The 20,394-nt window shown below is 70.5% G+C and carries 17 protein-coding genes and 4 pseudogenes; 13 read left to right on the top strand and 8 right to left on the bottom strand.

Features of this window, described 5'->3' with window-relative positions; genetic code table 11:
- Window positions 1–761: 761 nt before the first annotated feature.
- From FF041_RS34880 to FF041_RS34870, 3 genes are all read right to left on the bottom strand, one after another.
- Window positions 762–3,149 (bottom strand): SDR family NAD(P)-dependent oxidoreductase, encoded by a 2,388-nt coding sequence (locus FF041_RS34880; protein WP_323393600.1) that lies wholly within the window; start codon window positions 3,147–3,149, stop codon window positions 762–764.
- Between the two features lie 68 nt (window positions 3,150–3,217).
- Window positions 3,218–4,933, bottom strand: a complete 1,716-nt coding sequence (locus tag FF041_RS34875; protein WP_153526441.1) for a methyltransferase — start codon at window positions 4,931–4,933, stop codon at window positions 3,218–3,220.
- A gap of 976 nt (window positions 4,934–5,909) precedes the next feature.
- Window positions 5,910–6,155 (bottom strand): hypothetical protein, encoded by a 246-nt coding sequence (locus FF041_RS34870; protein WP_153526440.1) that lies wholly within the window; start codon window positions 6,153–6,155, stop codon window positions 5,910–5,912.
- 19 nt (window positions 6,156–6,174) lie between these two features.
- On the opposite strand from FF041_RS34870, the gene FF041_RS40695 reads away from it, so the two are divergent.
- Window positions 6,175–6,579, top strand: a complete 405-nt coding sequence (locus FF041_RS40695) for a DUF5999 family protein (RefSeq protein ID WP_407698224.1) — start codon at window positions 6,175–6,177, stop codon at window positions 6,577–6,579.
- 782 nt (window positions 6,580–7,361) lie between these two features.
- Window positions 7,362–8,072, top strand: coding sequence for a hypothetical protein (locus tag FF041_RS34865; protein WP_153526439.1), 711 nt, complete (start codon window positions 7,362–7,364; stop codon window positions 8,070–8,072).
- Between the two features lie 13 nt (window positions 8,073–8,085).
- Here the strand turns inward: FF041_RS34865 and FF041_RS39775 are convergent.
- Window positions 8,086–8,277: pseudogene (locus FF041_RS39775) on the bottom strand (IS5 family transposase); the annotation flags it as partial.
- A 1,460-nt stretch (window positions 8,278–9,737) separates the two neighbouring features.
- On the opposite strand from FF041_RS39775, the gene FF041_RS34860 reads away from it, so the two are divergent.
- The 3 genes and pseudogenes from FF041_RS34860 to FF041_RS39765 all read left to right on the top strand — a co-directional run.
- Window positions 9,738–9,998, top strand: coding sequence for a hypothetical protein (locus FF041_RS34860; RefSeq protein WP_153526438.1), 261 nt, complete (start codon window positions 9,738–9,740; stop codon window positions 9,996–9,998).
- Between the two features lie 266 nt (window positions 9,999–10,264).
- A complete protein-coding gene (locus FF041_RS34855; RefSeq protein ID WP_153526437.1) occupies window positions 10,265–10,588 on the top strand; it encodes a septum formation family protein in 324 nt (107 codons plus the stop codon).
- Window positions 10,585–10,854, top strand: a pseudogene (locus FF041_RS39765) (ATP-binding cassette domain-containing protein); the annotation flags it as partial. The gene FF041_RS34855 and the pseudogene FF041_RS39765, both read left to right, overlap by 4 nt.
- A 126-nt stretch (window positions 10,855–10,980) precedes the next feature.
- Here the strand turns inward: FF041_RS39765 and FF041_RS34845 are convergent.
- The 4 genes and pseudogenes from FF041_RS34845 to FF041_RS34830 form a co-directional block, all read right to left on the bottom strand.
- Entirely contained in the window at window positions 10,981–11,394 is a 414-nt protein-coding gene (locus tag FF041_RS34845) for an erythromycin esterase family protein (RefSeq protein WP_153526436.1), read from the bottom strand.
- 191 nt (window positions 11,395–11,585) lie between these two features.
- Window positions 11,586–11,807: pseudogene (locus tag FF041_RS40690) on the bottom strand (erythromycin esterase family protein); the annotation flags it as partial.
- A 727-nt stretch (window positions 11,808–12,534) separates the two neighbouring features.
- A complete protein-coding gene (locus tag FF041_RS34835; RefSeq protein ID WP_194292308.1) occupies window positions 12,535–12,759 on the bottom strand; it encodes a hypothetical protein in 225 nt (74 codons plus the stop codon).
- Window positions 12,760–13,233: 474 nt separating this feature from the next.
- Window positions 13,234–14,103 (bottom strand): helix-turn-helix transcriptional regulator, encoded by an 870-nt coding sequence (locus FF041_RS34830; RefSeq protein ID WP_153526435.1) that lies wholly within the window; start codon window positions 14,101–14,103, stop codon window positions 13,234–13,236.
- A gap of 124 nt (window positions 14,104–14,227) precedes the next feature.
- Between FF041_RS34830 and FF041_RS34825 the strand changes: the two genes are divergently transcribed.
- The 8 genes and pseudogenes from FF041_RS34825 to FF041_RS34790 all read left to right on the top strand — a co-directional run bounded on the left by FF041_RS34825 (window position 14,228) and on the right by FF041_RS34790 (window position 20,385).
- Window positions 14,228–14,965 (top strand): SDR family oxidoreductase, encoded by a 738-nt coding sequence (locus FF041_RS34825; protein WP_153526434.1) that lies wholly within the window; start codon window positions 14,228–14,230, stop codon window positions 14,963–14,965.
- The gene (locus FF041_RS34820) at window positions 14,962–15,615 is read left to right on the top strand and encodes a nuclear transport factor 2 family protein (protein ID WP_323393595.1); all 654 of its coding nucleotides are present in this window, start codon (window positions 14,962–14,964) and stop codon (window positions 15,613–15,615) included. The genes FF041_RS34825 and FF041_RS34820 overlap by 4 nt, the downstream gene beginning before the upstream one ends.
- A gap of 303 nt (window positions 15,616–15,918) precedes the next feature.
- Window positions 15,919–16,719 (top strand): hypothetical protein, encoded by an 801-nt coding sequence (locus FF041_RS34815; protein ID WP_153526433.1) that lies wholly within the window; start codon window positions 15,919–15,921, stop codon window positions 16,717–16,719.
- Window positions 16,720–16,813: 94 nt separating this feature from the next.
- Entirely contained in the window at window positions 16,814–17,269 is a 456-nt protein-coding gene (locus FF041_RS34810) for a hypothetical protein (RefSeq protein ID WP_194292307.1), read from the top strand.
- 72 nt (window positions 17,270–17,341) lie between these two features.
- Window positions 17,342–18,175 (top strand): transposase family protein, encoded by an 834-nt coding sequence (locus FF041_RS34805; protein WP_323393593.1) that lies wholly within the window; start codon window positions 17,342–17,344, stop codon window positions 18,173–18,175.
- Window positions 18,176–18,470: 295 nt separating this feature from the next.
- A pseudogene (locus FF041_RS34800) lies at window positions 18,471–19,269 on the top strand (IS5 family transposase).
- Window positions 19,245–19,634: a glycosyltransferase family 4 protein gene (locus FF041_RS40685; RefSeq protein WP_153526551.1), complete on the top strand. Its 390-nt coding sequence runs from the start codon at window positions 19,245–19,247 to the stop codon at window positions 19,632–19,634. The pseudogene FF041_RS34800 and the gene FF041_RS40685 overlap by 25 nt, the downstream one beginning before the upstream one ends.
- A 31-nt stretch (window positions 19,635–19,665) precedes the next feature.
- Entirely contained in the window at window positions 19,666–20,385 is a 720-nt protein-coding gene (locus FF041_RS34790) for a hypothetical protein (protein ID WP_153526432.1), read from the top strand.
- Window positions 20,386–20,394: the final 9 nt, after the last annotated feature.

Raw genomic sequence — 20,394 nt, 5'->3', positions numbered from 1 at the left:
TGCGCGTTCCCTTCGGGGACTACGCGACGTCCGGCGAGGCCGCCGGATCCACACCCCGTCAGCGGGCCGGGGCATCGTTCGCACCCGGCGCCCTGAGGAGTCCCCGGGGACTGGCACCCCATCGACGACTGCTGTGATCTGCATCACTCGTCGAGGCGGTGAAGGGGCGCGGGGGCCGGTGGTTGACCGTTTGACCGGGTTCCGGCGGCCCAGGTCAGACGGACGGACGCAGGGCGTGCGGCGGCATCTGGATCTCGGCCCGCTGGGCTGCGGAGATTCTCATGCGGATTCCCTGTTTATGGTGTTGGCGCTGTCGATCCCGGTGACGAACCGGAGGCCCGGTCGTAGTCGTCCTGGAGCCGGGCGCGTTCGGCCTTCCGTATGGTGCCGAGCTGGCCGAGGTAGGTCTCGGCGCGTTCTCGTCAATCCGCGCGATCAGGTTGTCGCGGATCTCGATCACGCGAGGTCGCTGGGCCCGATCCGGCCGGAGCATGGAGCACCTGACGCAGGCTTCTCTGAACTAGCGGCTGAGCCGTGCGGCTGATTCATGGGCAAAGCCCGGCCTGGTTCGCTGATCGTGCGACGTGGCTCATCACTGCCCGATCACGGTGGAAGACGTCGTGTCGGCGAACAGGGCGAACTGTGCCTGGTCTTGCCCGCAGCAGGTTGCAGGCCGTGACCCAAAGGAGGAGCCAGACGGAGTTGGCGTGGATGTGACCGGAGGGCAGAAGGGCAGGAGAGCGAAGGCTTCGGCTTCGCTGTCAGCTGTGCCGGGCGGGCGGGGCAGGTGCAGGCTCTGGGGCGGGTTCCGCCGGGTGGCCCGTGAGGGCGGGGTGCTCGGGGGACACGTACCCGCCGGAGAGGTGGTCGGCCGCGCCTGCCGCGAGGAGGAGGACGCCGCGGGTGCTGAGCCCGGTGGGAGTGGTGCGGCCCGCGGCGTGCTCGCTCAGATACCAGCGCTGGATCCGCTCGTCCCAGGTGTCCGGTGCGGGACGGCTGTGGAGATGGACGGCGGCCATCCCGATGGTGAGCATGCCCGGATGGTAGGCGAAGACGGCCACGCCGTGCGGGCGCAGCTCGGCGGCCAGGTTCTCGGTGAGCTTGATGACTGCGGCCTTGGACACCGAGTAGGCCGACATGTGTGGCCAGCGGTGGAAGCCGGCGTGGCTGGCGACGGTGATGATCCGGCCACGGCGCTCGATCAGCTGTGGCAGGAATGCGTGGCAGGTGAGGAAGGTGCCGCGGACGTTCGTCTCTTGCGCGGACCACCACTGCGCGGGGTTGTTCTCCCAGGCGGGGCCGCACGGCCCGGGCACTCCGGCGTTGGGCACCAGGACATCCACACCGCCCCAGTCTGCTCGCAGTTGCGCCGCCAGGTCGCGCAGCGCGGTGTGGTCGGTGCTGTCGACCGCCGCGGTGCGCAGTTCGCCGTACGGGTCGAGCGCGGCGCGGGCCTCGGTCAGCGCCGCCTGGTCGCGGCCGGTGACGGCGACCTTGGCGCCGTGGAGGAGGAATGCCTCGGCCAGTGCCCGGCCGAGTCCGCGCGAGCCGCCGGTGATCAGCACGGTTCGCCCCGTGAGGTCGGGCTGTCTCGCGCCGGTGGCCTGGGCGTCGTGCAGGGCGGATGCGAGCAGGCGGCGCAGGGGCTTGCCGGAGGCGGTGCGTTCGATCCGCGGGACCTCGGCCAGGTGCCGCGGCTTCTTGTGGGCGGCTAGCCGGGCTCCGAAGAAATCCTGTAGTTCGGCGATCAGTTCGGGGGTGAGCCGGATACCGGGGGCCGGCACCACACAGGCCACCGGGAGTTCGCCGACCCTCGGGGCGGGCACCGGCACCAGGGCGACGTCATGCACGGCCGGGTGGTCGCGTAGTACCGCCTCGACCTCGCCGGGGGAGATCCGGTACCCCTTGTACTTGATGATGTCCTTGATGCGGTCGGCCACGTAGAGGCAGCCGTCCCCGTCCACCCGTACCAGGTCGCCGGTGGCCAGCCATCCCTCGGCGTCGGTGAGCCGGACCAGCCCGCCGTCCGCGTCGAGATAGCCCTGCGCCACGTGCGGGCCGCGCAGCAGCAGCTCCCCCGTCTCCTGGGGCCGGCCGGCCGGTTCGCCGTGGCTGTGGTGGCCGCTGGTGTCGGAAGGCCCGCTCGGTCGCACCACCCGGTACTCGATGCCCGGCGCGGGGTATCCGCTGGAGCCAGGGCGGCGGGTTCCGTCGCGCCGGGTGAAGTGGCCGGCGGCAGCCTCGGTGAGCCCGTACGCACCGTCCACCGGGACGCCGAGCGCGTGCTCGCAGCGGGCCGCGGTCTCGGCGGGCAGTGGGGCGCCGCCGCTGAGGATCTGCTCCAGGCTGCCCAGCTCCCAGCGGCCCGCGCCGGCCTGTTCGGCGAGGTCGTAGACCATCGGTGGGACGGCGTGCAGCAGGGTGACACGATGCTCGCCGACCGCGCGCAGTGCCTCCGCGGCGTCCCAGCGAGGCAGCAGTACCACGCTCGCGCCGGTCAGCAGCGCGTGATGGAGGACGTACTGCATCCCGAACAGGTGGCTGAACGGCAGGACGCCCAGCAGTACGTCGTCCGGCCTGAGCGGCTGGGCGGCGGACAGCTGAACCAGGCCGGCCACGATGTTGCGGTGGGTGAAGGCGACCGGCTTGGGGTCGCCGGTGGTGCCCGAGGACCAGGGCAGCAGCGCGAGGCCGGCCGACGCCGCCGGGGCGGTGCCCGCGGTGGCCCTGCCCCGGGGCGGTGTGATCTCGGTGAGCTGTGCCGCCGCGCCGCCCAGCAGCCGGTGAGCGCCGATCAGCGCGCTCAGCCGGGCCAGTTCGGGGGCGGGCGTGCGGTGGCCGACCGGGCTGACCACCGCGCCCGCGGCGAGCAGCCCGAGCAGCCCGGCCGCGAAGTCCACACTGTTGGGCAGGGCGAGCAGAACCCGCTCACCGGATGCGACCCCGGCGCGGCGGAACCCGGCCGCGGCGGTCAGGGCACGCTCCCTGAGCTCCTGGTGGGTCCAGCGCTCGCCGGTCGCCGCGTCGATCAGGGCGGTGCGGTACGCGGTGCCGGACGGGACGCTCAGCAGCAGCTCGTCGAGTGTGGTGTCGGGGATCTCGGGTGGCCGCGGGCCGGACGTGCCGGGCGCGGGCGGGGTGGTGGGCACGGCGGACTCCGGGTGGTGGGTGTACCGACCCGGGGCGGCAGGCGTGCCCCGGGTCGGCGCGGTGGGTGTCAGGCGGCGGCCGGGCGCGGGCCGACGGGCCCGGCCGGGCGGCGCACGGCCTGCAACAGGCCGCCGTCCAGCGGCAGGTCGTGTACCGAGACCAGATCGAAGCCCGCGGCGACCAGCAGCCGTTCGTAGTGCTCGGCGGTGCGCTCCCGGCTTCCCATGGTGCACAGCATGTGCAGGTCCCAGGCCACCGCCATGGCGGCCCGGCCGTCTACGGGCAGCAGTCGCTCCACGATCAGCAGCCGTCCGCCCGGGCGGACGCTCGCCGCGCAGTTGCGCAGGATGGCCAGGCACTGCTCGTCGTCCCAGTCGTGCAGCACCCGGGAGAGCAGATAGACATCGCCGTCGGCAGGCATGCCCCGGGTGAAGTCGCCGGCCACCAGCTCGCAGCGGTCGGCGCAGCCGGCGTCGGCCAGGTGCGTGCGGGCCCGCTCCAGCACGTGGGCCTGCTCCACCAGCACGCCACGCAGGCGGGGATCGTGGTTGAGGAACCGGCTGAGCAACTCGCCGTTGCCGCCGGCGATGTCCACCACCACGCGGGCATCACCGAGGTCGGCCAGCTCGGGCACGGGTTCGAACATCGGCGTACTGGCGGCCATCGCCGCGTCGAACAGTGCGGCCTGGTCGGGGTGTTCGGCCAGGTAGCCGAAGAGCCCTTGGCCGAAGACCTCGGCGAAGCCCTCCCGCCCGGTGCGCACGGCGTGTGCCAGTGCACCGAAGGACTGGTAGAACAGCCCGCCGTAGAGCAGGGCGACCGGGTGCAGCGAGTGCTCTGCCGCTCGCCGTAGTGGTTCGCCCGTCGCGGTGAGCGTATAGCCGTCGCCCTGGGGTGCGACCAAGCCAGTGGCCGCGAGATAGCGCAGCAGCCGCGCCAGGGCGTCGGGGTCGACGCCGAGTTGCTCGGCCAGCTCGCCGGCCCGGGCGGGCAGTCGGTCGGGCAGGCCCAGTTCTGCGGCCACCGCGATCGCCTGGGTGGTCCAGGCCCCGGTCATCAGCTTCTGCAGCCGCTTCACCGGCTCGTCCATGGTTTGCGCCAGGTGCGCGGCGAGTACCGCCGGGTGCTGGCCTGGCACCCGCAGCTCCAGCCGACGCTGGTGCTCCGGATGCACGGTGCCGGTGCCGGTGCTGCGGAAGTACAGCACCGTGCAATCCTCCATGGCATTGTGGCCGCCGCCGTCGGGCGTCAGCCCGCCCTGGTCGGCCAGGGTGCAGAGACCGGCCAGGACGACGGCGTCCTGAGTGCCGACCTCCAGGGCCAGGTGTGATTCGTTGCGTTCGATCCGCTCGCGCTCGGCGATCCGGGCCAGCGGCGATCCGGGCGGCACCGGCAGGACGAAGAGCTCGACCACTCGGCCGCTGTGCTCGCCCAGTGGTAGGCGGACGCGCACGATGGATACGTCCAGATCACCGGCGGGCACTCTATGGCGGGCAGCGAGCCGGTCCCGGACCACCACGCTGGGCACGGGTTCGGCGACCGTCAGCCCCGTCTCCCGCAGGCGCGCGACCAGTTCCCCGCACGAGGCGGGGAAGACCAGAACAGCCGTGTGGGCCAGGGCGCAGTGGGACGCCACGGAGGTCCGGCGCTGTTCATCGAGCCCTGGGAGCAGGCAGGCGAGGACTCCGCCGATGTCGGCCCGCCGTGTGAAGGCGAGGGCCTCGTCGAACGCCGTCTGATCGGCCTGATCGAGCCCGGCCGCCCAGTCGTGGGTGACCGTCATGTGAACTCCTCTTGATCGACTCCGTTGCGGAAGCGGACCGGACCCGACGCCGTGGCACTTTCCCCTGGGCGCCGTTCTGTCGGACCCTTCTCGCGTGACCGGCTTGCGGCTTCGCCGCCGCACCGTCTGGCCGGAGCACCCGGGGAGGCGGCCCACCGCGACAGAGCCTGTCCCAGGGCCCGCGGTTCTTCGGACTGTGGTACTGTCGAACGGGGATGCCGGATCCACCCGTTTACGGTGATCCTGCACGAGGCGTGATCCTCGGCGGCGAGCCAGTCGGAGGCAGCGGCGTCCTTCGCGCGCTGTTTCGGCGGGGTAGGACCAGCGGAAGAGCACGACCGGCAGGTCCCGTCCCGTGGTGCGGCCGATCTCCCGCACGAACTGGGCCCGCCTCTGCCCTTGCAGAGCCGCCCGGACGCCCGTGATGGTGCCCGGGAACTCGGTGGGGGCAGTCCCGTCGTACTCGTCCACCGTCCACACGCGCGCCGCCTGTTCCCCTTCTGCCGGGGCGGATCGAAGGGTGTGACCGGGGATCCGTCGTGGTCGAGGACTCCGGCGAAGTCCCCCGCGCGCAGTCTCGCCACGGTGGCGGGATCGGCGCTCGCCGCGTCCGCGGGCAGCGCGTGTTCGAGGAGGACGTAGAGGACGTGCTTGGCCGGGGTGTCGGCGACGGCGGCGTCGAAGCCGGCCGGCCGCTGCCCGGTCAGGAGCGCGCGGACGCCGTCGATGGTCGCGGGGATCTCCACCCGTCTTCCCGCCAGGGGGATGCTCCAGACCGCGCCCGCGAGGATCATCGCGGTGCGGGTTCCTCGTGTGCTCTCGGCCATCCTCTCACCGTAGAGCCGGTGCCGGGCGGTCGTGGCGCCCCTGGCGGTCCGGTGACTCGATCGGGTGACCCGCGCCTTCAGGGGCATCCGGGCCAGGGGCTCTTGAGGAGAATGCCCGGCTCGGTCGTCCCCGGGGTGCGGCACGGCGGTCAGGGGCGACTGAGCCTCACGACGCGCAGCAGGTCCCCGGGAGGGGTGCCGGTCTCCATGAAGCCGAGGACGCAACGGCGGATGTGGTCGAGGAACTGCGGCAGGTCGCCGGCGATCTCGTCGAACTCCGCTGCGTCCGGGGAGGCCGGGGTGCGGTGGATCGGCCCGATCCGGTCGGCGACGAAGAGTACGTCCCCGCCGTTCGACGCGATCACCGCCCCGTGAGGGTCGCCGGCTCCCGCCACGGGGGGACTATCACGATTCATGACACTCCCGGAGACGAAGAGCCGGCGTGGACAGCGGTTCGCCGCCGACGCCCGCGCGGAAGCCGCGAGGGCCGAGTACTTGATCAGCCGTTCTCGGTCGGAGAGAGGGCTGTGCGCAGTGGTCACGCTGGTGATGGCGGCGGAATCGGTGCGAAAAACTCGCACTCCTGGCCCGCCCGGCGGTGGACACCCTGCGGGTGCCTTCCCGCACCGTCGTGGCGGGAGGTGCCCGATGACCGACGGGTCCTGTCCGCACGAACCGCGGTGCCCGGCGGCGAACGCCGCAGATCCGGAGGCCGCTCGGCCCGTGATGGTCCAGGCCGTGCAGAGCTGGTCTGTTAACCGCGCCTTCTTGTGGTCGCTGGGCATTGCGATGTCCGGCTGCCCCAGGAGTTCTGTGTGACGTCGCATCTGCGCCATCAGCTGATGGAGGGGCGGGCTGACCTGCCCCGTGTCGGCTCCGTCGTTCAGTTGGAGACTCAGCACCCGCCGTACACCGTGCTCGGCCCGGACAGTGTGCCGGTCGTGCGCGTCGTGCCGGACCTGCGGGATCTCGCTCTAAAAAGGTACGAGTCCACCGCACGGGCCGATGAGATGCCCAGGTGCGTGCCCTGCCGGCGGCGGGGCTGGGCTGTCCACCGGGGTCATCCGTGAGGTGTTGCTGTGTGCCCGAGGTGCGCGGGCCGGAGACCGAACCGGGAGTTTCCGCGGGCCGTCCCGGTGCGGGAGCCGGCGGCCACCGATGAGCGCATCGAGGAGCTGCGTCGCCGTCGACGCGCTCTGACCGCCTGTCTGTTCCCGGACGGAACGAAGGACCAGCGCGGGGAGAGAGCTCCGGCAACGGAGCAGGTTCGGACAATTCCTCCGGCCGCGCGAGCTCGGTCGCCGGGGCGGGCGGGCCCGGGCCATGCCCGGGGTACGGGACGGGCCGCCGCCGGGTGACCGGGCGGGGCGGCGGTGCGATCACCAGCGGCGAGAGCCCTGGGAAAGGCCGGGAAACGGTCTGGGGCCGGCCTTCTCCGGGAGCGCTCAGGCCGGCCCGCCGACTGTGCCTCCGGCGGGTGCCTCCGGCACTTTCCCGCCATGGAGGAAATGCGCGCATCTTGTGAGGAGTTGAGGGTCTCCCTAGCGTTCCCCTCCGTCGAAGAGCTCACCGGCGGTCGTCACCGAGAAGGAGAGTCCCCTATGAGATTCCCGCGCGTCCACCGGGCCGGGTCCCGGCTGCTCGTCTCCCTGACCGCCGGATTCGGGCTGTTGCTCAGTGCCCCGGGCGCGGCGCGGGCCGAGACCTCGTACGAGATACCCGCCCCCGCCGAGGGCGGGGTCGGCATGACGGCGACCTACTACAAGGCCGTGGTGCCCCAGCACTACAACCCCGACCCCACGGCCTACTTCGGGCCCCGGAAGTGCCTGAACACCTATCACGACTACGAGCCGACCCCCGGCTGCGGCGGCTTCAAACTCAAGCTCGATCTGCACAATGTGCGCAACCAGCCCGGATTCGAGCTTCCGCCGTGGGTCTCGGGAGCGAAAGCGCCCCGGAATCTGCCCGACAACCGCTTCCGGGCCTGGGCGGACATATCCCGGACCTTCGGCTGTCTGCGACCCGACGGCTCCTTCGAACCCGGCACGAAGTTCGTGGTGCGCCAGACCCAGCAGCTCTTGGAGGCCGACTACGTCTACAACGACGCCGGCTACATCCTCAGCATGTTCCGCCAGGGCATGGAGCAGTACGCGGGCTTCTACATGCCCTTCCAGCCGGTGGAGGTCAACTGCCCCGCCGGGACGACTCCCTCCCAGTACGGACTGAAGGTCTCGAACCTCAAGGTACATGTGAACGCCTCCGAGGTCTTCGGCAACACGACCTGGACCCACCCGGGCGTCTTCTACGCGTGACGGGAACGGCCCGGCCGGGCATGCGCTCGGCGGTCCAGCGGCGGGGGAGGACCGTGAATCCCCTGGTGTTGGGGTCCCGGCGGACGATGTGCAAGTCGATGGCGAGGGTGGCGGCGGCGTGTGCTCGACGAGGTGTTGGCGGTAGCCGCCGTCGACCCAGGTCTTGCGGACGGTGGGGGTGCTCGGCGGCCACCTTCTCGATGAGCGGGGGCCGGAGGCGATGTCGGCCGTCCTCGCCACCATCGCCTGCCTACGGCTCCCCTGGCTTACCCGCCACCTGCCCGCTTCCGACACCGATCTCATCAGACAACTGGTTGCCGACTGTGCCGCATTCAATCGTGAGGGCTTGTGACCCTGTCGCTGGGTTGTCCGGGACAGGGGCAGCTCTGGCCCGGGGACGGTGTCGCGGGGCATGTTTCACCGTCGGTGGTCTGGCGAGCTGCCGGTGTCTGGGCCGATGCCGGTGGCCGCCTGCCCCAGATGGAGCGTGGGGGAGTCTGTGGAGGGCAGTTGTCCGTTGTGATCGGCGTTGTTGCTCAGTTGGGTGTCCACGCCAGGATCTCCGCGCGGGTACTGGTCAATGTAGCCGGGCGTCAGGTGCAGCCGGCGCGCCGGCCGCTCAGTGCGGGGATCAGCCCTGCCGGGCCGGGACGTTATGCCGCGGGTGGAGGGTATGCGCAGTCCATACGGCCGCGTCAGGGCCCGGGTCGTAGGAGGCGGGGTAAGACGCCCTGACGGCTCGTAGCATGCCTGTAACGCGGCACGACCCGGGCATGCGCCTGCCGCCGCCGCACCCGAGGTCACGAACTCGCCGGCATCTGCCGGAAGATCAACCGCCCGGCATCGGGAAAGCATCTGACCGGCAGCAATAGCAAACTGCGACCAGGGGGTGCTACTCGGCGCCGCCGTCGCCGCCACGGCCTCCGCCCCGGTTCTTCCCGAGCGCACGGACGACTGCTCCGGCGGCCAGGGTCCCCGCCGCCACCTTCCGGGTCCAGGGCGGCCCACCGAGCCGGGACCACACGACACATGCACACCCGAAGACGACGAGCACCAGAACACCAGACAACACCAGGACCACGTGTCCCCCCGTCCGTTCCCACGGTTTCGTACGGCCATGACGACCGTCCTGAACAGAAGGATGGCCCACAAGCCTCCGCGGTTCATCGGCGGGCCGGGAATTCCGCCGCGCAGTGAACCGAGGCACCCTGACCGGCATCGGCTATCGCTTCGGCACGGTGCCCTACCCGCGGCACTCTCGTCGGAACGTTCAGCTGGATCCAGTGCTGGGGTCATGGCGACTCTTACCAGGTAGGGAACGACATCTGGTGAGTGCTGAGGCGTTGACGCCTCTCTCAGCCTGGTCGTAGGGGCCTCGCAACCCTGAATGCCGACGAACATCAGGACGGGGTGTTCAGATGCGTGCGGCGGGCGGTGACGAGGGCTTGCCGGCGGTCTCGTACGGGTTCGTGGCCGTCGAGCCAGTGGGCGGTGGGGCTCGGCGGGTGGGGGGTGGGGGCTGCCCATGGCGGCGGCGATGTCGGTGAAGTAGGCGAAGTAGGCGAAGTCGCCGTTCGCGGTGAGGTGGTGGAGCCGGTCGACGATGTCGGCGGCAGACCGGACACCGGGCTCGGCGTACTCGACTGAGACATCGGCGGTCGGGGCGTGCGCCAGGATTCCGGTTGCTGCTGGAGCGCTTGGCCCGGCCGGTCCCGGCCGGTCCCCGCCGGTGCCGAGTCGTCGTCGAACGCTTCCGGCCACACCCACCGCACGGGCAGCCAGTACGTCGAGAGTTTCACCAACACGGGCGGCAACCTCGTGGTCGAATGGCGGGCGGACAACGACGGCGGCGGCGACGACGGCACCGACAACGGCCGTGGCGACGGCGGCACGTGGGGCGACTGCTACGGCACCCGAGTCTGCTGATCGAGCAGCCGTCCGAGCAATCCCGGGCGGGCCGCGAGTCGGCCGGCCCGGGGCACGTTCTTGACACCCGAAGGTGAGTACCGAATACGCCGTTCCCTCCCGCTCCGTCTGATGACCGCTCTCGCGGCCCTGGCCCTGGCCGCCGGCTGCACCACCACCGGCACAGACGAACCGGGGCATTCGGCGAAGGAGCCCGCCAAGCAGTCCGACCCGATGAAGGGGTACCCGAAGGCCGGCCCACCCCCTACTCAGCACTGGCCGTCGGCATGTGCTCCAACGACGACGGGGCCGTCACCGCTGCCGACAAGGTGGGTGTCGTGGACTGCGCGACCCCGCACCGCTTCGAGATCCTCGCCGAGGTCCGCGTCCCCGGGGCCCAAGACGCGCCCTTTCCCGGGCAGAACCCTCTGGTGAAGACGCTCGCCGAACTCTGCGACCCCACCCTGCAGCCGCTGGTGTCCTCCGCTCCGGGCAGCCGCATCGGCATGCAGCTGCTGCCCTTCGACGAAAAGTCCTGGACCGGCGGGAACCGCACCGGATACTGCGCCGTCACCTTCCCGGAGCCCGAGATTGGGTCGGTGCACAAGTGACCACTGGCCCCCAGGACGAACCGCTGGCACACCTCGACGGGCTCGTGAAGCACTACCGCACCGCACGAGCCCGCCGCCAGACCGCACTCGACCGGTTCTCCATGACGATCCCGGCCCGTTCCATCGTCGGGCTGCTCGGCCCCAACGGGTCCGGCAAGACCACCGCCCTCAAAGCGCTCCTCGGACTCATCCGGGTCGACGGCACCATCCGGGCCTCCACCGCGAGGCGTCGTCCGCGTCCTCCAGCAGGCGCGGGAGCAGTGGCCCAGAGGCCGGACCTTCGTGCGTGCCATGGTGTTCCTTCTCTTTTCGGGTCCCGGACAACCGCTGTCAGGTCTCCCGGTTCACAACGAACGGACCGACAGGTCGGGTGCGCCGGCCGTCAGCCCGGGTCAGGAGAGGGTCTGCGCAGGCGTCACCTGGTGCACATGCACCAAGGCGTCGAACCACTGCTTGAGCGAGCCGCCCGTCATGCAGTGGTCGGCGTCGTGTGCCGGGTCGTAGCCGGGGCCGACCATCCGGGTCCGGGCCGGAGCATCGCGCCAAGCGGCGACGGCGGGCGGGGCGGCGGCGCGCAGATCCACCAGGTAGGCGGCCCCGGGCGATCCGGCCGCGTCCAGGGTGTGCTCGGCCAGTGTGTGCCCGGGCGGCGGCACGTGCAGGACGCCCCCGCCTCCGTACGCCCGCACCTGTCCGCGGCCGAAGGTGAAGCCGATCGGCCGGTATGCGGATCCGAATCTCCGACGCAGCAGGCTGCCCGCGTTGCGCTGGCCGCGTGACGGCGACGGCGACGGCGGGAAGTGCACCGCGCGACGGGGCCCGTTGGAGGCGTGGCTGGTCGTGGATCAGAAGAAGGTGCGATGGCCGGTGGCGGCGTGCCAGGCGGCAAGGCGCTCGGCGAAGCGCGTTCGAGAGCGGCCATGTTGTGCGGGTCGTCCGGTGGCGGCGGCAGCATTCCCCAGGCGGCGACGGCGTCCGCGCCCATGTTGGCCCCGAGGATGCGCATCTCGTCGCCTGCGTGTGCGCGGTTGAACTCCCGGGCCCACAGGATGAGGCAGAGGAACGGGGCGATGTTCCAAAACGGCTCGCTGTCGCGCAGCAACGTGCGGGGATCGCCGGTTCCGGTGCGTACGAAGGCGTCCAAGGCATCGCCCAGCTCCCGGTCACCGTCGAAGGCCAGCGTGCGAAAGCCCGCCCGGGTTACCAGGAAACGAGCCATACGGGCCTGTAGCACGGTCACCTCGTGGGCCGCACGGCTGCCGTCACCGCCGCCCACAACCAACGCGCCCCCGACCAAGGCGAGCAGCGGCTCCAGGTCGTCGAGCGGCGCATCGGCGTCGGTGGTCAGGGGGCGGGCGGTGTGGTCGATCCAGTCCGTGGGAGTCATCCCCTCAGGCTGGTACCTCAAGGCCACTTGAGGTCAAGGCTCTCCGCGGTCTCAGCGCCGACCACTCGTCCTCGTCGTCCTCGATGGCGTCCGGGTCGCGGTCGCGGAAGGGGCGCAAGACCCTGCCCTGGTCCGCTCGCCTGTGTCCGGCGACCACCGCGCCCTGCACAGCACCGTACTGTGACGACGCCCTGCTGCTGCCTCTTCGCCTGCCGACCGTGGCGGTGGCGGTGGCGGTGCCAGCAGGCTGCTGCCTCGGCGGGTCCCGGCGGCTGCTGCTCGTAGTCCTGGTGGCGGCCGTCGGACAGCAGCAGGGTGGGCAGCGCAGCATTCGCATGACCCCAGCCGGCCCCCAGCCGGCCCCGGCCGGTGCAGCGGCACAGGGCTACTGCTCGCTGTTCAGGCCCTGTTGCATGCAGCAGGGCGGCGCTGCCTTGTTCTACTGCTCCAGAACAACTCGGTACCGCTGGCGCTACCGCACTGGTCCCGGCCGGGAACGACGACGGCGCCGCTCCCGGTGGGGAGGGCGCCGTGGTGGTGCGGGCGGTGTGGCGGCGGTTCAGCCGGCGAGCCGGAGCTTGGGCGGGGCGTCGGGGGCGGGTGCGTCCTCGCCGCCGTCCGGGTCGGGGTCGAAGCCGGTGCCTGTCCGGGCGTCTCGGGCCCGTGGGGGCCGGATGTCGCCGGTGGGGAGCTTCAGCGGCCACACGAACGTGTCGGGGCTCTTGAGGTGGTTGACCATGTGCGAGAGCGACTCGTAGCCGGCCGGCAGCGGGTGGATCTGCACCTCGCCCTTGCGCTGCCGCTCGCTGAGGATGCCCTTGTCCCGCAGCCGTCCGCGAACTGACCCGTCTGGAGCTGGTGCTGGAAGCGGTCCGGGCCGCCCTGGAGGAGATTGCCCGCACTGCGCCAGAGCTGCTGGAGGCTTGGTGACCGAGGACTGGACGCTCCGTTACGGGCGGCAAGTCCGCCTGGTCAGCCAGCCCAGCCACCCCGCGGCCCGGCTGAAGGACGGACCCCCGCCCGCCCGAGTGCGGATCGAGCCACCGCACGACCTGCAGGCCCGCTGGGTGCGCCGCGGCCACCGGCGCTGGACCGGCTACCTCGCCCACGTCACCGAAACCTGCGACGAGAAGGGCGTAAACGTCATCACGGACATAGCCACCACCGTCCCGACCGCCGACATCACCGCCCTGCCCGGCATCCACGCTCGGCTCAAGCGGCGGCGCCTGCTGCCTGCTCGGCACCTGGTCGACGGTGGCTACACCTCGGTCGCCGCGCTGGATTCCGCCGCCCGCTCCCACAAGATCACCCTCGTCGGGCCGTGCATGGCGCCAAGCAGACTGAGGGCCTCGGCGCTGGGGCTGCCGGGTTCGGCGTGGTAGATGATCAGCTGCTGGCCGGGCGCGTCGCGCACGTCGAACGCGTGGTAGGTGAGAGTCACGGTGCCGACGTCGGGGTGGCGGAAGTGTTTGCTCTCCCGGGTTTTGCCGCGCACCGTGTGGGTGCTCCACATCCGCGCGAAGTCCAGGCTGTGAGCGCTGAGTTCGGCTACGAGTTCACGTAGCTGCGGGCAGCCCGGATCGATGCCGTACGCCTGGCGCAGATGGCCCACCACCGTCTCGGCCGTCTGGTCCCACCGGGGGTGGAACGGTCGACCCGCCGGGGCGAGGAAAACCATGCGGGCCAGGTTGTCCATCGGTTCGAAGGGGGAGTACAGCGCCTGAGTCAGGGTGTTGGCGGCCAGGATGTTCAGGCTCGGGTCTATGACGAATGCCGGGGCACCGGGGTAGCCGTCCAGCAGGACGCGCAGTGCGGGGTCGACCCGGCCGCTGGTGGCGACGGGCCGCGGGGAGGCCATGGTTCCGGCCAGCTGGTGCAGGTGGGTCCGGGCGTCGGTGTCCAGCCGCAGCGCGCGGCTGAGCGCGTCCACCACCTGCGCGGACGGGTGGCGTTCGCGGCCCTGCTCCAGGCGCGTGTAGTAGTCCGCGTTGACCCCCGCCAGTACGGCGACCTCCTCGCGGCGCAGCCCGGCCACCCTCCGCACACCGTGGCTCGGCATCCCGACCTCATCCGGCCGCACGGCGGCCCGTCGCGCCCGCAGGAATTCCCCCAGCCGGTTGTCGGTCATGCATCCAGGCTAGGCCCCGGGCCCGGTGTGCTGCCCGGGTGCGCCGCACCCGGGCAGCACACGGCCTGGGCCGCTCGGCACTCCGCGCCCAGACTCGGTGTCCTCCCGAGAGAAAGGGCCAGTCATGGCAGACACGGCAGCGAAGGCCGTAGTGATCACCGGCGCCAGCAGCGGGATCGGCGAGGCGAGTGCCCGTCGGCTCGCCGCCGCCGGGCACCGCCTGCTTCTGGGAGCACGGCGGACCGACCGTCTGGACCGGCTGGTCGCGGAGATCACCGCTGCGGGCGGTACGGCGGTGGCCCGGCGCCTGGACGTCACCGAGGCCGCCGATGTCCGGGACTTCGTGGCAGCAGCCGGCGAGCGGTACGGCCGTGTGGACGTGATGGTCAACAACGCCGGAGTGATGCCGCTGTCGCCGCTGGAAGAGCTCAGGACGGAGGAGTGGGACCGCATGATCGACGTGAACGTGCGGGGCGTCCTGCACGGTATCGCCGCCTCGCTGCCCGTGATGCGGGCGCAGGGCGGTGGGCACATCGTGAACATCGCCTCCGTCGGTGCGTACGAGGTCTCGCCCACCGCCTCCGTCTACTGCGCCACCAAGTTCGCGGTCCGCGCGATCTCCGAGGGCCTACGGCAGGAGTCCGCCGGTGACATCCGGGTCACGCTGATCTCGCCAGGCGTCACCGAGTCCGAACTCGCGGACACTATCTCGGACCCAGCCGCCCGGGAGGCCATGCGGACGTACCGCGCCGTGGCCCTGCCTGCCTCCGCGATCGCGGACGCCATCGCCTATGCCGTCTCCCAGCCGCCGCAGGTAGACGTCAACGAGATCGTCGTACGGCCCGCAGCGAGTGCCCAGTGACGGCAGGAAGCGGAAGGCGTCACGCCCCCGACCACGCCGCCGACCTCAGCGATCTGGAACACAGAGTACGGGCCCTGGAGGACCGGGACGCCCTGCGCGCCCTCATGATCCGCGGCTGGCGGGCACTGGACCGCAGAGACTGGCGGACGTGGTCCGCCTGCTGGGCCGAAGATGCTGTGCTGGAGTTCGGGCCCTGGGAGCAGATCCGGGGAAGGGAGGCCATCCGCGCGAAGGTGGAGGCGGCCGAGTCGCCTTACGCGAGCATGCAGCACCACATACTCAACATGCATGTGGACGTTGCAGGAGACCGGGCGACCGGCATCGGCTACATGTGGTTTGTCGCCGTCACCACTCTCGGGAGAGCCTCCGCGCCCTACTCCGTGGGCGGCCCTTACGACTGGGAGTTCCGCCGGTACGGGGACAACTGGCTCCTGGTCCGGCAGCGGCTCGGGGTCTGGTGGACCGACGGCGAGGACACCCTGGGAGCCTTCGGGCCACAGCGACCCGGGAGTGACCACCGCTCCCGCGCGGGCCGCCGCCAGCACGGCATGACCGCGAGGCACGGCCGCGCATGCAGACGCCGCATCAGCGTCGCTCCGTGCACCGCGGGCGAGAGTCCGCAGTGGACGCCGCTCGGCGGCACCCGGTGAACCGTACGCAGAGCGGCGTAAGTGTAACGGCTGGGCGGCAGCAACGGCGACTGAAGCTCAGTGAGCCTCCGCCAACTTGAAGTCGCAGGTCAAAGAGCTGGTGTGGCTGGCCCTCGGGGTGCTCATGCTGGTCGTGGGCGGGAGTCCACGGTGAAGATCGTTAGTCAGTGATCGACTTGTCGGTTCTTGCGGTACGTCTCGTCATCCCATCCAGGTAGGTGGAAACGGTGGGCGGCGGGGTTCGGGGCGGCGTCGTGTCGGCCCCTTGCAGAAGGGCGGATTCGCACCTGGGACCATGAACGGATGTCTGAGGAACCGAACCCGATGTCTTGCCTGTGGCCGCTCGCGCCGTCCGGTGCCACCGACTGGCTCCTGGAGCTGTGCGGCGACGGCCTAACCGGGTTCATGCCTCCGGCGATGCCTGACGCGGTATGGGTGCTCAACGCCATGTACGAGCACGAGCAGGGGCTGGTCGACATGTCGTACCACGAGTACCACCAGGCACGTCTTGCCGACGGGGGCACCCAGCCCCACATCGTGGGGGGCATCGATCTCGACGCCGTGAGCATCACTACGGGAGGAGGTCTGGGCCGCGCCTGGCGCCCTGGACCCGGTTGGCGGCGGCTGCGCTGGACCGAGCTTGCGCGGCGGACCGGCGACCCAATCGTGCCTGACGGGCTGATGCCCTCCCATCGTTGCTTCCCCTCAGCCAAGAAGGAGGGCAGCTGGCCGCTGGGTGTGGTCCCGCCGACCGAAGGGAGTCTGGACCGTGAGAGCTGGAGCCGGCTGATTGCCGTCCTCACCCACTACAGTCCTGCGGGCCCCGACACCCGCTGCTTGGCCTACTACAACCCGCTGACGCTCGGAGCCGCCGACTTCGACAACCTCCACGTGCGTGCGGGGCGACTCGGCGATGCCGAGATCCTGTACGACCTGTCCGAAGCAGACTTCAGCCCGTCCAACCTCTGGGCAGATGACCGCTCCTGGGTCCTGTGCACCGATTACGACCTATGGGCCACCAAGATCGCCGGTCCCCCAGCCCTCATCAACGCATTGCTGAACGACTCCGAAATCGAGGCGGTTCGTCTGCCCTGGGCACACTGACAACGAGCCGCCTTGGCTCCTTTCCCGGCCCTGGAGCGCGAGCGCATTCCAGTTCCTGCCCGCTGGGGCCGGACGGCCCTCTACGATCCGGTTCATGCTGGATCCCGAGCTGCTGGAACGGATCACCGCGCGGCGCGCGGAACTGGACGAACTCGAAGAACAGCTGGTCAAACAGCTGACGGAAGTGCGGGCCGAGCGGGATGAACTTGCCGTCGCCGAACGTGTCCTTGAACGGATGACCGGCCAGCTCACCGAGGAACGCGCCTCAGCCCGGCCCATGCCTGGGCAGGTGGCCGGACGAGCAGTGATGCTGATCCCGCACCGTGAACCGGGCGTGGAGGAGGACGCGCTCCCGTGGGACTACCAGCGCATCATCGCCGCCGTGCGGCAGGCAGCTGGGCCGGTCATGGCCCGCGAGGTCGGCGAGGTGGTGGGGGTGGACGTCAGCGTGCGGGCCAAGCTGGAACCGCTACGCAGCAAGCTGGTCAGACTCGTCGATCGCGGCTGGCTGCGGAAATTGCCCGACGGCCGGTTCACCACCCGTCTGTGACCAGCAGTACCGCCACTCAGAGCGGCTCGGCACGGGCGTAACCGGGGTGCACCCGGCGGCCGTTGGAATTGTGTGACGAATACCAAAGAACGCGCCGAGGACACCTGCTCGCTTGTCTACCGGTGCCGTCTGCCGCTGTCCACGCACACCGTCAGCCACCTCGCCGATCTCCTCAGGCGCCATCTGAAGGCGATACGGTCCAGGTGGCGGCTCCTGCCGCCGGGGAAGATCGCGGTGATCGTCCCGGCCGTGCTGCGCCACGACCAGCGGTTGGCCGACATGGCCGACGGCAACCACGTCTCCGAGTCCACCGTCCGCCGCTGGCGCGACGAGCTGATTGGACTGCTCGCCGCCCAGGCGCCGCGCCTGGACCGCGTCCTGAAGAAGGTCGCCAGGCAGGGCGGAGAGGTGGTCCTGATCGACGGCACCCTCATCCGCACCCAGCGCCGCACCGGCAAGGCCGACCGGCGGAACTACTCCGGCAAGCACCGCAGCCATGGCCTGCACTTCCTCGCCCTGACCGATCAGAACGGGCGCCTGCTCTGGATATCCGCCGCCCGGCCCGGCCGCACTCACGACAACACCGCCGCCCGCCACGACCACATTCTGGTCCACCTGCGCGCCGCCGGTCTCGGGGCGTTGGCCGATCTCGGCTTCCGTGGCCTGGACAACGACATCCTCGATCCCGTGATCGTCACCGGCTTCCACGCCAGCCGCACCCACAAGCTCACCCCGGGCCAGAAGGAAGCCAACCGCGTCCTCGCGGTCGGACGGGCACCGGTCGAGCACGGCTTCGCCCATCTCAAGAACTGGCGGATCCTCACCAAGCTCCGCACCGACCCCGCCCGCGCCACCCGCCTCCTGCGCGCTCTGCTCGTCCTGACGAACCTCGAAATCAACCGCTGACAGATGATCCTCTTCGCGGACTCCCGCCCACGACCAGCGTGAGCATGCGGAGAGTCGGTCACACCAGCCCTTTGAACTGCGATTTCAAGTTGGCGGAGGCTCTGCTGGGCCCCGGCTGAGTGGAGGAACCTGGGTGCCTCCACTCAGCGGTCCGCATCGCTGACCCGACGCCTGTTGGCCGAGCGGCGGTGGGCAAATCTCCTGGTCAAGGGGCAGTCGAGGGGTATATCGGGCATTGCGGTTAAGACATCGTTATCTATTGGCTTGATCGTTCGTTGAACTGTGTGTGACGGATCTGGTTGAGCGGTTCGTGCCGGATGGGTTGTGGGTGTTGTTCCGGCGGGTGGTGCCTCCGACGGAGAACAGGCGTCCGCAGGGCGGGGGCAAGCGGCGGGCGGGTGATCAGGAGGCCTTGGCTGCGATCGTCTTCGTGGCCGCCTCCGGCTGCACGTGGCGGCAGTTGCGTCCGGTGTTCGGCCCGTGCTGGCAGACGGTGTACCGCCGCTTCGCCCAGTGGAGCCGGGACCGTGTCTGGGCCCGGCTCCACCGCGTGATCCTGGACGAGCTCGGTGCCCGTGGAGAGCTGGACTGGTCGCGGTGTGCGATCGACTCCGTGAGTATCCGGGCTGCAAAAGGGGGCCACTGACCGGACCGAATCCGACCGACCGTGGCAAGAGCGGGTCGAAGATCCACCTGAGCACCGACCGGAACGGGCTGCCTCTGTCACTGGGCATCTCGGCCGCGAACACGCACGACAGCCTCGGCCTTCAGCCCCTCGTACGCGGCACCCCGCCCATCCGCTCCCGCCGCGGACCGCGACGGTGCCGCCCGGCCAAGCTCCACGGCGACAAGGGGTACGACTACGCCCACCTGCGCCGGTGGCTCCGCGGCAGAGGCATCCGCCACCGCACCGCCCGCAAGGGCGTCGAGTCCTCACAGCGGCTGGGCCGCCACCGCTGGGTGGAAGAGCGCACGGTGTCGTGGCTGGCCGGCTGCCGACGACTCCACCGCGGCTACGAACGTAACCAGAGCACTTCCTCGCCTTCGTCGGCATAGCCGCAGTCCGCATCTGCAACCGCAGACTCACCAACTGAAACGAGGTCTTATCGACAACCTCGTCGATGAGCTGGACCGTGTCGACATCGTCGTGTGCCCGCTCCAGTGGGGCGGCGGCGTGAAGGTAAAAGTCATCGAAGCACTGCGCCGGGCCTGCCTGCTCGTATCGACGACGACCGGCGGCACCGGCATCCCGTACGACCTGCGTTCAGCAGGGTGCTTCGCAGATGATCCGGCGGCATTCGCCGACCATGTGACCCGGCTGTGCAACGATCCCCACGAGCGACAGGGGCGTCGGACACAGCTGGTCGCCAACCGCCATGTAGCGCCGACCTGGGAAGACTCATCCATACGAACAATCCGCCTGTGGTCACGTCTCCCGTACCGCGGATATGCTTCTTGATCCCTGCTGATCGACCGAATAGGAACAGTAGTTGAACAACTCCGCTCGGCCTCGCCAGACCCGGTCGGCAGCGTCAACATTGTCCGGTCGTCGGGCCACGAGCGCCGACATCTGGATCGTCGACGGCAGTCAGTGTGCCGGCAAGACAACGACAGCCCGCCTGCTCGCGCAAACACTTCCGCTCGCCGCGCACGTTGAAGGCGACGAGATGCAGCGACTGATCGTCTCGGGTTGCCGGTGGGCGGTGCCCGGGGACAACGACCCCGGCACCGGACATCTGACCGGCGACGCGGGTGTTCAGTACGGGCTGCGCATCCGCAACGCATGCCTCGTGGCCGCCGCGTTCGCGGATGCCGGCATCACCGCGGTCGTCAGCGACACGATCATCAACGAAGGGTTCGAGTCGCTGATCGAGGTCCTGGAAGGGCGGCAGGTCCACTTTGTCACGCTCCGCCCACCCGTCGCGCTGCTACGGCAGCGTGGAATCGACCGGTTGCCCGAGGAGGCCGCGTTCCTGGCGGCCCGCTATGGCGACTCGGATCATCCCGAGGCCGCCACGCTGGCCGAACGAGTCCGCGCCGCAGCCGAGGGCCGGGCCCTCAACGAGTTCGAGGAGGTCATGGAGCGGGGCCTCGACCGCCTGCCGCCGGTGGGACTCCGGGTTGATCCCAGTGGTCTCGAGCCGCAGGATTTGGTGGACCTTCTGCTGAAGCGGCGGGCCGAGGCAGCCTGGGTGGTAAGCGCCAGGTAGGTCGCCTTC

The sequence above is a fragment of the Streptomyces jumonjinensis genome, from assembly GCF_009600885.1.
GTDB classification, from domain to species: domain Bacteria; phylum Actinomycetota; class Actinomycetes; order Streptomycetales; family Streptomycetaceae; genus Streptomyces; species Streptomyces jumonjinensis.
Note: the sequence above shows the minus strand (reverse complement) of the source record. Positions and strands in the feature narration are given on the sequence as shown.